The sequence below is a fragment of the Parerythrobacter aurantius genome (genome assembly GCF_045291475.1).
Taxonomy (GTDB): Bacteria; Pseudomonadota; Alphaproteobacteria; order Sphingomonadales; family Sphingomonadaceae; genus Parerythrobacter; species Parerythrobacter aurantius.
Genome location: NZ_CP147985.1, coordinates 2,007,235 through 2,021,074 on the forward strand (window position 1 = coordinate 2,007,235; position 13,840 = coordinate 2,021,074).

Sequence of the window (13,840 nt, forward strand, 5' to 3'; positions counted from 1 at the left end):
GCCGCCCCCCGCACGCTTAAGGAAACCCATCATGGCCCGCGAATATCCGCTGGAGCGTTACCGCAATATCGGCATCATGGCCCACATCGATGCCGGCAAGACCACCACGACCGAACGCATCCTCTACTACACCGGCAAGTCCTACAAGATCGGCGAAGTCCACGACGGCGCCGCGACCATGGACTGGATGGAGCAGGAGCAGGAGCGCGGCATCACCATCACGTCGGCTGCGACCACGACCTTCTGGACCGCCGAGGATCCGACCATGGATCCCCGCTCGGCCCCGGAAGACCTGCGCGCGAACCAGCCCAAGCACCGCATCAACATCATCGACACCCCCGGCCACGTCGACTTCACCATCGAAGTCGAACGCTCGCTGCGCGTGCTCGACGGTGCCGTGGCGGTCTTTGACGGCGTTGCCGGCGTCGAACCGCAGTCCGAAACCGTGTGGCGCCAGGCCGACAAGTACGGCGTCCCGCGGATGTGCTTCATCAACAAGCTCGACCGCACCGGCGCCGACTTCTACTACTGCGTCCAGTCGATCATCGACCGCCTCGGCGCCGTGCCGCTGGTCCTGTATCTCCCGATCGGCGCGGAAAGCGACCTCAAGGGCGTGGTCGACCTCGTCAACATGCGCGGCATCGTGTGGCAGGCTGAAGACCTCGGCGCGAAGTACGAGTTCATCGACATCCCCGCCGACATGGCCGACAAGGCTGCCGAATATCGCGAAAAGCTGGTCGAGACTGCCGTCGAGCAGGACGATGACGCGATGGAAGCCTATCTCGAAACCGGTGAGGCACCCGACGCGGCGACGCTCAAGAAGCTGATCCGCAAGGGCACCATGGCGCGTGACTTCGTGCCGGTGGTGTGCGGTTCGGCGTTCAAGAACAAGGGTGTCCAGCCCCTGCTCGACGCCGTTGTCGACTACATGCCGAGCCCGCTCGACGTTCCGGCGATCAAGGGTGTGCTGCCCGACAGCGACCAGGAAGACGAGCGTCCTTCGAGCGACGATGCACCGTTTGCGGCGCTGGCGTTCAAGATCATGAACGATCCCTTCGTGGGCTCGCTCACCTTCACCCGCATCTATTCGGGCAAGCTCACCAAGGGCCAGGTCCTGAACTCGGTGAAGGACAAGAAGGAAAAAATCGGTCGCATGCTGCTGATGCACTCGAACAACCGCGAGGACATCGAAGAAGCATTCGCCGGCGACATCGTCGCTCTGGCGGGCATGAAGGACACCACTACCGGTGACACGCTGTGCGATCCGGCCAAGCCGATCATTCTCGAGCGGATGGAATTCCCCGAGCCGGTGATCGAACTGTCGGTGGAACCGAAGACCAAGGCCGACCAGGAAAAGATGGGCGTCGCGCTCAACCGCCTGGCTGCCGAGGATCCCTCGTTCCGCGTCTCGACCGACCACGAAAGCGGCCAGACGATCATCAAGGGCATGGGCGAGCTTCACCTCGACATCCTGGTCGATCGCATGAAGCGCGAGTTCAAGGTCGAAGCCAACGTCGGTGCGCCGCAGGTGGCCTACCGCGAATATCTCGCACGGGCTGTCGACGTCGACTATACCCACAAGAAGCAGTCGGGCGGCTCGGGTCAGTTCGGCCGCGTCAAGGTCAAGGTCGCCCCGGGCGAGCGTGGCCAGGGTTTCGTCTTCGAAGACAACATCAAGGGCGGCAACATCCCGAAGGAGTACATTCCGGCGATCGAAAAGGGTTTCCGCGAGCAGGCCGAAAGCGGCTATCTCGTCGGCTTCCCGATCATCGACTTCACCGTGGAACTCTATGACGGTGCCTACCACGACGTCGACTCGAGCGCGATTGCGTTCGAAATCGCCGGTCGCGGTGCGATGCGCGAAGTGGCCGAGAAGTCGGGCATCAAGCTGCTCGAACCGATCATGAAGGTCGAGGTGGTGACGCCGGAAGACTTCATGGGCGACGTCATCGGCGACCTCAACAGCCGTCGCGGGCAGATCCAGGGCACCGACAGCCGGGGCAATGCCCAGGTCGTGGAGGCCAATGTGCCGCTCGCGAACATGTTCGGCTACGTCAACGAACTGCGCTCGTTCACCCAGGGTCGCGCCCAGTACACGATGCAGTTCAGCCACTACGACGAGGTTCCGGCCAACGTCGCAGCCGAAGTCAAGGAGAAGCTTGCCTAAGGCGAGTGATACGGCTAGGGGCGGCGCCTGTTTCGGCGGGTGCCGCACCTCTCCCGCACAGATTCAATTTCAAGCAGAGGTTATTTGAAAAATGGCTAAGGAAAAATTCGAGCGGAACAAGCCGCACTGCAACGTCGGCACCATCGGTCACGTCGACCACGGCAAGACCACGCTGACCGCGGCGATCACCAAGGTGATGGCTGAAACCTACGGCGGTTCGGCTGTCGACTTCGCCAACATCGACAAGGCTCCGGAAGAGCGCGAGCGCGGCATCACCATCTCGACCGCACACGTCGAGTACGAGACCGAAGCCCGTCACTATGCGCACGTCGACTGCCCGGGCCACGCCGACTACGTGAAGAACATGATCACCGGTGCTGCCCAGATGGACGGCGCGATCCTGGTCGTGAACGCTGCCGACGGCCCCATGCCGCAGACGCGCGAGCACATCCTGCTGTCGCGCCAGGTCGGCGTTCCTGCTCTGGTCGTCTACCTCAACAAGGTCGACCAGGTTGACGACGAAGAGCTGCTCGAGCTGGTCGAACTGGAAGTTCGCGAACTGCTCAGCGAATACGACTTCGACGGCGACAACATCGCCATCGTCAAGGGTTCGGCCCTGGCCGCCCTCGAAGGCCGCGACGACAACATCGGCAAGGAATCGATCCTCGCGCTGATGAAGGCCGTCGACGAGCACATCCCGCAGCCGGAACGTCCGGTCGACAAGCCCTTCCTGATGCCGATCGAAGACGTGTTCTCGATTTCGGGCCGCGGCACCGTCGTCACCGGCCGTGTCGAATCGGGCATCGTCAACGTTGGCGACGAAGTTGAAATCGTCGGCATCAAGGACACCCAGAAGACCACTGTCACCGGCGTGGAAATGTTCCGCAAGCTGCTCGACCGTGGTGAGGCAGGCGACAACATCGGCGCGCTGATCCGCGGCGTTGCCCGTGAAGCCGTCGAGCGTGGCCAGGTCCTTTGCAAGCCGGGTTCGGTCAAGCCGCACACCGAGTTCAGCGCCGAAGTCTACGTGCTGTCGAAGGACGAAGGTGGCCGTCACACGCCGTTCTTCGCCAACTACCGCCCGCAGTTCTACTTCCGCACCACCGACGTGACCGGCGAAGTGATCCTTCCCGAAGGCACCGAAATGGTGATGCCGGGCGACAACGTGACCATCGGTGTGAAGCTGATTGCTCCGATCGCCATGGACGAAGGCCTCCGCTTCGCTATCCGCGAAGGCGGCCGCACCGTCGGCTCGGGCGTTGTTGCCAAGATCACCGTGTGATTTGACGCGCAAGCGCTAGCATAACGGAAACGCCCTCTTCCCACCGGGAAGGGGGTGTTTTCGTATCGGGTGATGGGCAATTCCTGCTGACGCAAAAATGTAGGAAATGGGGCTTGCCCAGAATCGGTTGTCACCGTATAGGCGCGCCCAAGCCCGCTTCCGAGCGGGCAAAATTTTTTCCAATCCGTCGGTTCGGTTTGGCCCCTCGGCAAGAGATCAGGTCAGGCGGAAGCTATGGAACGGGTAAGGTAATTGAAACCGTCGGAACGGCAGGGCAACCTGGCGTGCCGGTGATTTTTGGCTCTTTCGCATCGGTGTAGGTAATGGAAGCTCAGAATATCCGCATTCGCCTCAAGGCGTTCGACCACCGCGTTCTCGACCAGGCCACTGGTGAGATCGCTGACACGGCCCGCCGGACCGGCGCGCTTATTCGCGGCCCCATTCCCATGCCGACGCGCATCGAGAAGTTCACCGTGAACCGGGGCCCGCACATCGACAAGAAGTCGCGCGAGCAGTTCGAGGTGCGTACCTACAAGCGGCTGCTCGACATCGTGCAGCCCAACGCCCAGACCGTCGACGCGCTGATGAAGCTCGATCTGGCTGCTGGCGTGAACGTCGAGATTAAGCTCGCTTAGTGCCGACACGGTCCTCCCGACGGACTTGAAACGTCGCGGAAATTTTCAGGGGCGCCAACGGCCCCGCTGATCCAAGCGGATCGGCAAGACATTGGGATACCGCCGGACTTGTCCGGGTCTGCGTCCCCCGTCTCGCTCAACCGGCCCGGTGGCCGCGCGAGCACTCAGCCCGGACGGGGCGATGCATAAAAATCGGGTTGAATGGATCGGTCCCCATTGGGTCGGTCCGCAAGCACCAGGGGATGGGCCTCTGGTGCCTCTGTTAGGAGTTTGACGATGCGCACTGGCGTGATCGCAAAGAAAGTCGGGATGACCCGCCTGTTCCAGGAGGATGGACGTCACGTTCCGGTGACCGTCCTGGCCCTGGAAGATTGCCAGGTCGTGTCCCACCGCACTGCTGACCGTGACGGTTACGTCGCGCTGCAGGTCGGTTCGGGCGTGGCCAAGCAGAAGAATGTCAACAAGCCGCAGCGCGAGCACTTTGCCAAGGCCGAAGTCGGTCTGAAGCAGAAGGTTGCCGAGTTCCGGCTTGAGAGCGAAGACGCGCTGCTGCCGGTCGGTTCGACCATAAGTGCCGAGCACTTCGTTGCCGGCCAGATGGTCGATGTGACCGGACACACGCAGGGCAAGGGCTTTGCCGGCGCCATGAAGCGCTGGGGCTTCGGCGGTATGCGCGCGACGCACGGCGTCTCGATCAGCCACCGTGCTCACGGTTCGACCGGTAACCGCCAGGATCCGGGCCGCGTGTTCAAGGGCAAGAAGATGGCCGGCCACATGGGCGACCGTCAGCGCACCCAGCAAAACCTCGAAATCGTCCGTACCGATGCCGAGCGTGGCCTGCTGTTCGTCAAGGGCTCGGTCCCGGGCGCGAAGAACAGCTGGATGCTGGTCCGCGACGCAGTGAAACTGCCGCTTCCCGCAGACGTTCCGTTCCCGGGTGTCGTGCTCGACAAGAACGCTCCGAAGCCTGAGGCCGACGAGCCGAAGCTCGCCGACCAGGTCGAAGCAGCGGATACCGTCGCTGAAGAAACCGCTGCTGCCGAGGCCGAAGCGCCCGCCAGCGATGAAAACAAGGAGGGCTGATCCGTGAAGGTGAAGGTCCAAAAAATCGACGGCAAGGCTGCCGGTGACGTCGAGCTCAACGATGCCGTGTTCGGTGTCGAGCCGCGTGCCGACATCCTCCACCGCGTCGTGACGTGGCAGCTCGAAAATCGCCGCGGCACCGCCCGCCCGACGCGCGAGCGTGCAGACGTCGCCCGCACCGGCAAGAAGTTCGGTCGCCAGAAGGGCGGCGGTACGGCTCGTCACGGCGACCGTGCAGCCCCGATCTTCATCGGCGGCGGCAAGGCCCACGGTGCGCGCAAGCGCGACTTCAACCCGTCGCTCAACAAGAAGATCCGTGCCCTCGGTCTCAAGATGGCGCTCAGCACCAAGGCGAAGGCCGGTCTGGTCGTCGTCGACAGTCTCGAGCTCAAGGATGCCAAGACCAAGGCGCTTGTCGAAACCTTCGGCAAGAACGGCTGGAACGGCAAGGTCCTGGTGATCGACGGCGAAACCGTGAACGAAGGCTTCCGCATGGCGGCCGGCAACATCCCGGGCGTGAACGTGCTCCCGGCGATGGGTGCCAATGTTTACGACATCCTGAAGCACGACACGCTGGTCCTGACCAAGGACGCGGTCGCCAAGCTGGAGGCCCGTTTCAATGGCTAAGTCGAAGCAGATCGATGCCCGTCATTACGACGTGATCGTTGCCCCGCACATCACCGAGAAGTCGACGCTGCTCTCCGAGCACAACGCGACCGTCTTCAAGGTGGCTGGCGATGCGACCAAGTCGCAGATCAAGGAGGCCATCGAGGCCATCTACGATCGCAAGGTCGCGGGCGTGAACACCATCGTCGTCAAGGGCAAGACCAAGCGCTGGAAGGGCAAGCCCTACAAGCGCACCGACATGAAGAAGGCGATCGTGACGCTGGCCGACGGCCAGGATCCGATCGACTTCACCAGCGCGATCTGAGGGCAGGAACCATGGCACTCAAGAACTACAACCCGACCAGCCCGGCACGCCGCGGCCTGATCCTCGTCGACAAGTCGGCGCTCTACAAGGGCAAGCCGGTCAAGGCGCTGACCGAAGGCAAGCGCAAGACGGGCGGCCGCAACAACAAGGGCCACGTGACCTCGCGCGGCATCGCCGGCGGTCACAAGCAGAAGTACCGCTTCATCGACTTCAAGCGTCGCAAGTGGGACGTCGAAGGCACCGTCGAGCGGATCGAATACGATCCCAACCGCACCGCCTTCATCGCGCTCATCAAGTACGCCGACGATGAACTGGCCTACATCATCGCTCCGCAGCGCCTCGCTGTCGGCGACAAGGTGATCGCAGGCGAGAAGACCGACACCAAGCCGGGCAACGCCATGTTGCTGGGCCAGATGCCGGTCGGCACGATCTGCCACAACGTCGAAATGAAGCCGGGCAAGGGTGGCCAGATCGCCCGTTCGGCCGGCGCCTATGTCCAGCTCGTCGGTCGTGACCGCGGCATGGTCATCGTCCGCCTCAACAGCGGCGAACAGCGTTACCTGCGTGCCGATTGCATGGGTACGGTTGGCGCGGTCTCGAACCCCGACAACCAGAACCAGAACTTCGGCAAGGCCGGTCGCACCCGCTGGAAGGGCCGTCGCCCGCTGACCCGCGGCGTCGCCAAGAACCCAGTCGACCACCCGCACGGCGGTGGTGAAGGCCGCACCTCGGGTGGCCGTCATCCGGTCACTCCGTGGGGCAAGCCGACCAAGGGCGCCCGGACCCGCAACAACAAGGCGACGGACAAGATGATCATCCGCTCGCGCCACGCGAAGAAGAAGAGGTAATCCGACATGGCTCGTTCCGTCTGGAAAGGTCCCTTCGTCGAACTCAGCCTTCTCAAGAAGGCCGAGACGGCACAGGAAAGCGGTGGCCGTGCTCCGATCAAGACCTGGTCGCGTCGCAGCACGATCCTGCCGCAGTTCGTTGGCCTGACGTTCAACGTCTACAACGGCCACAAGTTCATCCCCGTCTCCGTTTCGGAAGAAATGGTCGGCCACAAGCTCGGCGAGTTCGCACCTACGCGCACTTTCCCGGGTCACGCTGCCGACAAGAAGGGCAAGCGCTAATGGGCAAGGCAAAAGCACCCCGCCGCGTAGGCGATAACGAGGCTCTGGCCGTCGGCACCACGATCCGTGGTTCGGCGCAGAAGCTGAACCTCGTTGCCGCGCTGATCCGTGGCAAGAAGGCCGAAGAAGCGATGAACATCCTCGCTTTCTCGAAGCGGGCGATGGCACGCGATGCGAGCAAGGTGCTCGCCTCGGCAATCGCCAATGCCGAAAACAACCATGATCTCGACGTCGACGCGCTCGTCGTCGCCGAGGCTTCGGTCGGCAAGTCGATCACCATGAAGCGGTTCCACACCCGTGGCCGCGGCAAGAGCACCCGCATCCTGAAGCCGTTCAGCCGGCTGCGGATCGTCGTGCGCGAAGTCGAAGAGGCGTAAGATGGGCCAGAAGAGCAATCCGATCGGTCTGCGCCTGCAGATCAACCGCACCTGGGACAGCCGCTGGTACGCCGAAGGGCGCGACTATGCGCAGCTGCTCAAGGAAGACATCCAGATCCGCAACTACATCATGGAAAACCTGCCCCAGGCAGCCATTTCCAAGGTTGTGATCGAACGCCCGGCCAAGCTGTGCCGCGTGTCCATCTATGCCGCACGCCCCGGCGTGATCATCGGCAAGAAGGGCGCCGACATCGAGAAGCTGCGTTCGAAGCTGGCCACGATGACGCCGAGCGAAGTGAAGCTGAACATCGTGGAAATCCGCAAGCCGGAAATCGATGCCAAGCTCGTCGCCCAGGGCATCGCCGACCAGCTGATCCGCCGTGTCGCCTTCCGCCGCGCCATGAAGCGCGCCGTGCAGTCGGCACTCCGCCTTGGTGCGGAAGGCATCAAGATCGTCTGCGGCGGCCGTCTCGGCGGCGCTGAAATCGCCCGCGTCGAATGGTACCGCGAAGGCCGCGTGCCGCTGCACACCCTGCGCGCCAACGTCGACTACGCAGAAGCCGAGGCTCTGACCGCTTACGGCATCATCGGCATCAAGTGCTGGATCTTCAAGGGCGAGATCCTTGCCCACGATCCGACCGCACAGGACCGCCTGATGATGGAAGCGCAGACTTCCGGCGTGCGTCCGGCTCGCTGATTGCAGGATTAGGAAAGAACCATGCTGCAACCGAAGAAAACCAAGTTCCGCAAGGCGTTCAAGGGCAAGATCCATGGCAACGCCAAGGGCGGCACGACGCTCAACTTTGGGTCTTACGGCCTGAAGGCGATGGAACCGGAGCGTCTGACCGCACGTCAGATCGAAGCGGCCCGTCGTGCCATCACCCGCGCCATCAAGCGCCAGGGTCGCCTCTGGATCCGCGTCTTCCCGGACCTGCCGGTCTCGAAGAAGCCGGCCGAAGTGCGCCAGGGTAAGGGCAAGGGCTCGATCGAATACTGGGCTGCCCGCGTGAAGCCGGGCCGCATCCTGTTCGAACTCGACGGCGTCCCCGGTCCGATCGCCGCGACCGCGTTCGAACGCGCCGCGATGAAGCTGCCGATCAAGACCAAGGTCGTTGCCCGTCTCGGCGACACCTCGCACCTGGGAGGCGAATAATGGCTAAAGTCGAAGACCTGCGCCAGAAGAGCGACGACCAGCTCGCCGAAGAGCTTGTCGAGCTGAAGCGCGAGCAGTTCAACCTGCGCTTCCAGGCGGCAACCAACCAGCTGGAGAAGCCGGCTCGCATCCGCGAAGTCCGCCGCTCCATCGCCACCATCAAGACGCTGCAGGGCGAACGCGCCCGCGCCGCGAAGGCTTGAGGAGTCAGACAATGCCGAAGCGTATCCTGATCGGGACTGTCACCTCCGACAAGACCGACAAGACCGTGACCGTGCTGGTCGAACGCAAGGTGAAGCACCCGCTCTACGGGAAGATCATCCGCCGTTCGAAGAAGTACCACGCGCACGACGAGAACAACGAATACACCCTGGGCGATGTCGTCCGCATCGAAGAGACCAAGCCGATCTCGAAGACCAAGACCTGGCTCGTCAAGGACCGCGTGACCGCGGGCGGCGTGCAGGCGGTCGAGGCCGATCTCGATGTGGCCGAAGCCACCCCGGGCAACTGATTTAGACGTAAGGAACTGCCGGGCCCCAGTCGGTTTGGGTGTCTCGGCAAGCCAGTGAGAAGGAACCGGATCGATGATCCAGATGCAATCCAATCTCGACGTCGCGGACAACAGCGGCGCCAAGCGCGTCCAGTGCATCAAGGTACTGGGCGGGTCGAAGCGTCGCACCGCGAGCGTCGGTGACGTGATCGTGGTTTCCGTCAAGGAAGCCCAGCCGCGCACCAAGGTGAAGAAGGGCGATGTCCATCGCGCCGTCATCGTGCGCACGAAGAAGGACGTCCGCCGCCCCGATGGCAGCGTGATCCGCTTCGACAGCAATGCCGCCGTGCTCGTCAACAAGAACGAGGAGCCGATCGGCACCCGTATCTTCGGCCCGGTGGTACGCGAACTGCGCGGCCGCGGGTTCATGAAGATCATCTCGCTCGCTCCGGAGGTGCTGTAATGGCTGCCGCGAAGATCAAGAAGGGTGACAGGGTCGTCGTCCTGTCCGGCAAGGACAAGGGCAAGACCGGCACCGTCGCGAAGGTCATGCCGAAAGAAGGCAAGGTCGTCGTCGAAGGCGTCAATGTGATCGCCCGTCACCGTAAGCCGAGCCAGGCCAACCCGCAGGGTGGCATCGACCGCTTCGAAGCGCCGATGCACATCGCCAAGGTTGCCGTGGCCGATCCGAAGACCGGCAAGCCGACCCGCGTCCGCTTCCAGGAGAAGGACGGCAAGAAGGTCCGCGTGGCCGTGAAGAGTGGGGAGACCATCGATGGCTGACACCGCACCCCGCATGCGCGCCAAGTATGACGAGCAGATCGTCAAGGCGATGACCGAGAAGTTCGGTTACAAGAACCGCATGGAAGTGCCGAAACTGGAAAAGATCACGCTCAACATGGGCGTGGGCGAAGCCAGCCAGGACAAGAAGAAGGTCCAGACGGCCGCAGAGGAAATGGCCCTGATTGCCGGTCAGAAGCCGGTCATCACCAAGGCCAAGAAGTCGATCGCGCAGTTCAAGCTGCGTGAAGGCATGCCGATCGGTTGCAAGGTCACCCTGCGCCGCGAACGCATGTACGAATTCCTCGATCGCCTGGTGACCATCGCGATGCCGCGTATCCGCGACTTCCGTGGTCTCAACCCCAAGTCGTTCGACGGCCGTGGCAACTACGCCATGGGCCTGAAGGAACAGATCATCTTCCCGGAAATCTCGTACGACCAGATCGAGAAGGTACGGGGCATGGATATCATCGTGACGACGACCGCCAAGACGGACGAAGAAGCGCGCGAACTGCTGCGCCTGTTCGGTTTCCCGTTCCCGGCCGAAGCGTCTGAAGAGAAGGAAGCGGCGTGAGCCGCTAACAGAGGAACTTAAGTCCAATGGCGAAACTGAGTTCGATCAATAAGAACGAAAAGCGCAAGAAGCTCGTCGCGCAGTACGCTGCCAAGTACGAGAAGCTGAAGGCGATCGCGAATGACAAGTCGCTCGACGAAACCGAGCGTCTCATTGCGCGCCTGAAGATGGCGGAACTCCCGCGCAACGCGAACAAGACCCGCGTGCGCAACCGCTGCGCCACCACCGGCCGCCCGCGCGGCTATTATCGCAAGTTCGGCATCAACCGTATCGAACTGCGTAATCTCGGCAACAAGGGCCTCGTACCGGGCCTGACCAAGTCGAGCTGGTGAGGAATCGATAGATGGCAATGACCGATCCCCTGGGTGATATGCTCACCCGCATCCGCAACGGCCAGCGTGCGAAGAAGGACAGCGTCCTTTCGCCCGCGTCGAAGCTGCGTGCGAACGTCCTCGAAGTGCTCCAGCGCGAAGGCTACATCCGTGGCTTCAGTGATGATGCTTCGGGCAAGCACCCGCAGCTGCGCATCGAGCTGAAGTATTTCGAAGGCGAGCCGGCGATCAAGCACGTCGCTCGCGTCTCCAAGCCGGGCCGCCGCGTCTACTCGGGTTCCAAGGAACTCCCGGTGGTGCGCAACGGCCTCGGCATCACCATCGTCTCGACGCCGAAGGGCGTGCTTTCCGACGCGGAAGCCCGTTCGCAGAACGTCGGCGGCGAAGTGCTGGCGGAGGTGTTCTGATGAGCCGCATCGGCAAGAAGCCGGTCGCGATCCCGAGCGGGGTCGAGGCCAAGATCGAAGGTGACACGCTGACGGTCAAGGGTCCCAAGGGCACGCTCGCCATGGGCCTGACCGACCTCATCGAGTACAAGCTCGAAGACGGTGAAATCAGCGTCAAGCCGGCGAACGACACGCGCGCCGCGCGCAATCACTGGGGCATGCAGCGCACGCTGGTGTCGAACCTGGTCGAAGGCGTCACCGACGGCTTCACCAAGGTCCTCGTCATCAAGGGCGTCGGCTACCGCGCCAATGCTCAGGGCAAGAATCTCAAGCTGCAGCTGGGCTACAGCCACGACGTCGATCTGGCCGTGCCGGAAGGTCTCGAAGTGAAGACCCCGGACCAGACCACGATCGAGATTTCGGGCATCGACAAGCAGGCCGTCGGCCAGTTTGCCGCCGAAGTCCGTCGCTGGCGCAAGCCGGAGCCGTACAAGGGCAAGGGTATCGCCTATCGCGGCGAATACATCTTCCGCAAGGAAGGGAAGAAGAAGTAAGATGGCAAAGCTTTCTCTCTTTGAACGCCGCCGTCGCCGGGTCCGTACCGCGCTGCGCAAGCGTGCGGGCGGCAAGCTGCGGCTGTCGGTCCACCGCACCGGCAAGCACATCTATGCCCAGGTCATCGATGATGCCGACGGCAAGACCGTTGCCGCTGCCTCGACCCTCGGTTCGAAGGCTTCGGGTGCGAACGTCACTGCCGCCGCGCAGGTGGGCAAGGACATCGCCGCCGCCGCCAAGAAGGCCGGCGTCACGACTGTCGTGTTCGATCGCGGCGGGTTCCTGTTCCATGGCCGCGTCAAGGCGCTGGCCGACGCCGCCCGCGAAGGCGGGCTGGAGTTCTGATTATGGCTGACGAAAACAACAACGCCGAAGCGCAGGTCGAAGAGACTGCCGTCGCTGCAACCCCGGTCGAGGAAACCGCAGGTGGCGAAGAAGGCGGCGAGCGTCGCGGCCGTGGCCGTGGCCGTGGCGGCGAACGTGGCGAAGGCCGCGGTCGCGGTCGTCGTGACGAGCGCAACAAGCGCGAGGAAGAAGACGACGGCATCATCGAGAAGCTCGTCCACATCAACCGCGTTTCGAAGACGGTGAAGGGCGGCAAGCGCTTCGGCTTCGCGGCGCTGGTCGTCGTGGGTGACGGTTCGGGCCGCGTCGGCTTCGGTCACGGCAAGGCCCGCGAAGTGCCGGAAGCCATTACCAAGGCAACTGCCTCTGCGCGCAAGAAGATGATCCGCGTGCCGCTCAAGGAAGGCCGCACGCTGCATCACGACGGCAACGGCCGTTTCGGTGCCGGCAAGGTGACCGTCCGTACGGCTCCTCCGGGGACCGGCATCATTGCCGGCGGTCCGATGCGCGCCGTGTTCGAGAGCCTCGGCGTGGCCGATGTGGTGACCAAGTCGGTCGGCACCTCGAACCCCTACAACATGATCCGCGCCACTTTCGACGCGCTGACCAACCAGACTTCGCCGAAGTCGGTGGCCCAGCGTCGCGGCAAGAAGGTCGCCGACCTTCTTGGCCGTGGTGGTGCCAGTGCAGCCGAGGCGGAAGCCGACGCTGCTGCTATGGCTGAATAAGGGGGCGGAGTAAGAAAGATGGCTACCATCAAGATCAAGCAGATCGGCTCGCCGATCCGTCGCCCCGAAAGCCAGCGCAAGATCCTCATCGGTCTTGGCCTGAACAAGATGCACAAGGTGGTCGAGCGCCAGGACACCCCCGAGGTGCGCGGTGCGATCGCCAAAATCCCGCATCTGGTGACGATCGTCGACTGACATTCATGGGCCCCGCTGCGGCGGGGTCCATCATTTTAAGCGCGAACAAAGCGAAAGCGAGTGCAAGACTATGAAACTCAACGACATCCGTGACAACGCCGGCGCCCGCAAGGGCCGCATGCGTGTCGGCCGGGGCATCGGCTCGGGCAAGGGCAAGACCTCGGCACGCGGCCAGAAGGGCCAGAAGAGCCGCTCGGGCGTGGCCATCAAGGGCTTCGAAGGCGGCCAGATGCCGCTGCACATGCGCCTGCCGAAGCGCGGGTTCAACAACCCGTTCGGCAAGGACTATGCCGAAGTGAACATCGGCATGGTGCAGAAGTTCATCGACGCCAAGAAGCTCGATGCCAAGACTGACGTGACCGAAGACGCGCTGCGCGCGGCCGGTCTGGCTCGCGGCGGCAAGGACGGTATCCGCCTGCTCGGCAAGGGCGAAATCAGCGCCAAGGTGAAGTTCGTCGTGACCGGCGCGACCAAGGGCGCCATCGCGGCGGTCGAAAAGGCCGGCGGTTCGGTCGAAGTGGCCGCTCCGGCCCAGCCCGAGCACGAAAAGAAGGCGGCCCGCGCCGCCGCGAACAAGGCCGCCAAGGCCAAGTAAGCGAAGAAATCGGGGCGCGGGGGTTCGACATCGGACTTGCCGCGCCCTATCTATCCGGTCTGAGCCGGGACGGGCTGGCTCCAACCCAGGATTGACAGCGTA

Annotated in this window: 23 protein-coding genes; all 23 read left to right on the top strand. The window is 63.2% G+C overall.

Features of this window, described 5'->3' with window-relative positions:
- Positions 1 to 31: 31 nt before the first annotated feature.
- The 23 genes from fusA to rplO all read left to right on the top strand — a co-directional run bounded on the left by fusA (position 32) and on the right by rplO (position 13,738).
- Positions 32 to 2,167 (top strand): elongation factor G, encoded by a 2,136-nt coding sequence (fusA, locus tag WAB17_RS10035; protein WP_435417216.1) that lies wholly within the window; start codon positions 32 to 34, stop codon positions 2,165 to 2,167.
- Positions 2,168 to 2,258: 91 nt separating this feature from the next.
- The gene (gene tuf / locus WAB17_RS10040; RefSeq protein ID WP_435417217.1) at positions 2,259 to 3,449 is read left to right on the top strand and encodes an elongation factor Tu; all 1,191 of its coding nucleotides are present in this window, start codon (positions 2,259 to 2,261) and stop codon (positions 3,447 to 3,449) included.
- Positions 3,450 to 3,772: 323 nt separating this feature from the next.
- Entirely contained in the window at positions 3,773 to 4,084 is a 312-nt protein-coding gene (rpsJ, locus tag WAB17_RS10045) for a 30S ribosomal protein S10 (RefSeq protein WP_006831877.1), read from the top strand.
- 276 nt (positions 4,085 to 4,360) lie between these two features.
- Positions 4,361 to 5,167, top strand: coding sequence for a 50S ribosomal protein L3 (gene rplC, locus WAB17_RS10050; RefSeq protein WP_234093005.1), 807 nt, complete (start codon positions 4,361 to 4,363; stop codon positions 5,165 to 5,167).
- Between the two features lie 3 nt (positions 5,168 to 5,170).
- Positions 5,171 to 5,794, top strand: coding sequence for a 50S ribosomal protein L4 (gene rplD, locus WAB17_RS10055; RefSeq protein WP_435417218.1), 624 nt, complete (start codon positions 5,171 to 5,173; stop codon positions 5,792 to 5,794).
- Positions 5,787 to 6,098, top strand: a complete 312-nt coding sequence (locus WAB17_RS10060) for a 50S ribosomal protein L23 (protein ID WP_234093007.1) — start codon at positions 5,787 to 5,789, stop codon at positions 6,096 to 6,098. Before rplD ends, WAB17_RS10060 begins: the two co-directional genes overlap by 8 nt.
- Positions 6,099 to 6,109: 11 nt before the next feature.
- Positions 6,110 to 6,946, top strand: a complete 837-nt coding sequence (gene rplB / locus WAB17_RS10065; RefSeq protein ID WP_234093008.1) for a 50S ribosomal protein L2 — start codon at positions 6,110 to 6,112, stop codon at positions 6,944 to 6,946.
- 6 nt (positions 6,947 to 6,952) lie between these two features.
- Complete coding sequence (gene rpsS / locus WAB17_RS10070; protein WP_234093009.1) at positions 6,953 to 7,228, top strand: 30S ribosomal protein S19; 276 nt, start codon at positions 6,953 to 6,955, stop codon at positions 7,226 to 7,228.
- Entirely contained in the window at positions 7,228 to 7,605 is a 378-nt protein-coding gene (gene rplV, locus WAB17_RS10075; protein ID WP_234093010.1) for a 50S ribosomal protein L22, read from the top strand. The genes rpsS and rplV overlap by 1 nt, the downstream gene beginning before the upstream one ends.
- Position 7,606: 1 nt before the next feature.
- Positions 7,607 to 8,302: a 30S ribosomal protein S3 gene (gene rpsC / locus WAB17_RS10080; protein WP_435417219.1), complete on the top strand. Its 696-nt coding sequence runs from the start codon at positions 7,607 to 7,609 to the stop codon at positions 8,300 to 8,302.
- Positions 8,303 to 8,323: 21 nt separating this feature from the next.
- The gene (rplP, locus tag WAB17_RS10085) at positions 8,324 to 8,758 is read left to right on the top strand and encodes a 50S ribosomal protein L16 (RefSeq protein WP_435417220.1); all 435 of its coding nucleotides are present in this window, start codon (positions 8,324 to 8,326) and stop codon (positions 8,756 to 8,758) included.
- Entirely contained in the window at positions 8,758 to 8,961 is a 204-nt protein-coding gene (gene rpmC, locus WAB17_RS10090; protein ID WP_234093013.1) for a 50S ribosomal protein L29, read from the top strand. Before rplP ends, rpmC begins: the two co-directional genes overlap by 1 nt.
- A gap of 11 nt (positions 8,962 to 8,972) precedes the next feature.
- Positions 8,973 to 9,269, top strand: a complete 297-nt coding sequence (gene rpsQ, locus WAB17_RS10095) for a 30S ribosomal protein S17 (RefSeq protein WP_234093014.1) — start codon at positions 8,973 to 8,975, stop codon at positions 9,267 to 9,269.
- A 73-nt stretch (positions 9,270 to 9,342) separates the two neighbouring features.
- Positions 9,343 to 9,711, top strand: a complete 369-nt coding sequence (rplN, locus tag WAB17_RS10100) for a 50S ribosomal protein L14 (protein ID WP_006831888.1) — start codon at positions 9,343 to 9,345, stop codon at positions 9,709 to 9,711.
- On the top strand, positions 9,711 to 10,031 hold the full coding sequence (gene rplX, locus WAB17_RS10105) for a 50S ribosomal protein L24 (protein ID WP_435417221.1): 321 nt from the start codon (positions 9,711 to 9,713) through the stop codon (positions 10,029 to 10,031). Before rplN ends, rplX begins: the two co-directional genes overlap by 1 nt.
- Positions 10,024 to 10,602, top strand: coding sequence for a 50S ribosomal protein L5 (rplE, locus tag WAB17_RS10110; protein ID WP_435417222.1), 579 nt, complete (start codon positions 10,024 to 10,026; stop codon positions 10,600 to 10,602). Before rplX ends, rplE begins: the two co-directional genes overlap by 8 nt.
- Before the next feature lie 26 nt (positions 10,603 to 10,628).
- The gene (rpsN, locus tag WAB17_RS10115) at positions 10,629 to 10,934 is read left to right on the top strand and encodes a 30S ribosomal protein S14 (protein ID WP_435417223.1); all 306 of its coding nucleotides are present in this window, start codon (positions 10,629 to 10,631) and stop codon (positions 10,932 to 10,934) included.
- A gap of 11 nt (positions 10,935 to 10,945) precedes the next feature.
- The gene (rpsH, locus tag WAB17_RS10120; RefSeq protein WP_341713868.1) at positions 10,946 to 11,341 is read left to right on the top strand and encodes a 30S ribosomal protein S8; all 396 of its coding nucleotides are present in this window, start codon (positions 10,946 to 10,948) and stop codon (positions 11,339 to 11,341) included.
- Entirely contained in the window at positions 11,341 to 11,874 is a 534-nt protein-coding gene (gene rplF / locus WAB17_RS10125; RefSeq protein WP_435417224.1) for a 50S ribosomal protein L6, read from the top strand. The genes rpsH and rplF overlap by 1 nt, the downstream gene beginning before the upstream one ends.
- 1 nt (position 11,875) lies before the next feature.
- Positions 11,876 to 12,220, top strand: a complete 345-nt coding sequence (gene rplR / locus WAB17_RS10130; protein ID WP_234093020.1) for a 50S ribosomal protein L18 — start codon at positions 11,876 to 11,878, stop codon at positions 12,218 to 12,220.
- Between the two features lie 2 nt (positions 12,221 to 12,222).
- Positions 12,223 to 12,948, top strand: coding sequence for a 30S ribosomal protein S5 (rpsE, locus tag WAB17_RS10135; protein WP_435417225.1), 726 nt, complete (start codon positions 12,223 to 12,225; stop codon positions 12,946 to 12,948).
- An 18-nt stretch (positions 12,949 to 12,966) separates the two neighbouring features.
- Entirely contained in the window at positions 12,967 to 13,143 is a 177-nt protein-coding gene (rpmD, locus tag WAB17_RS10140; protein WP_435417226.1) for a 50S ribosomal protein L30, read from the top strand.
- Between the two features lie 70 nt (positions 13,144 to 13,213).
- The gene (gene rplO, locus WAB17_RS10145; protein ID WP_435417227.1) at positions 13,214 to 13,738 is read left to right on the top strand and encodes a 50S ribosomal protein L15; all 525 of its coding nucleotides are present in this window, start codon (positions 13,214 to 13,216) and stop codon (positions 13,736 to 13,738) included.
- Positions 13,739 to 13,840: the final 102 nt, after the last annotated feature.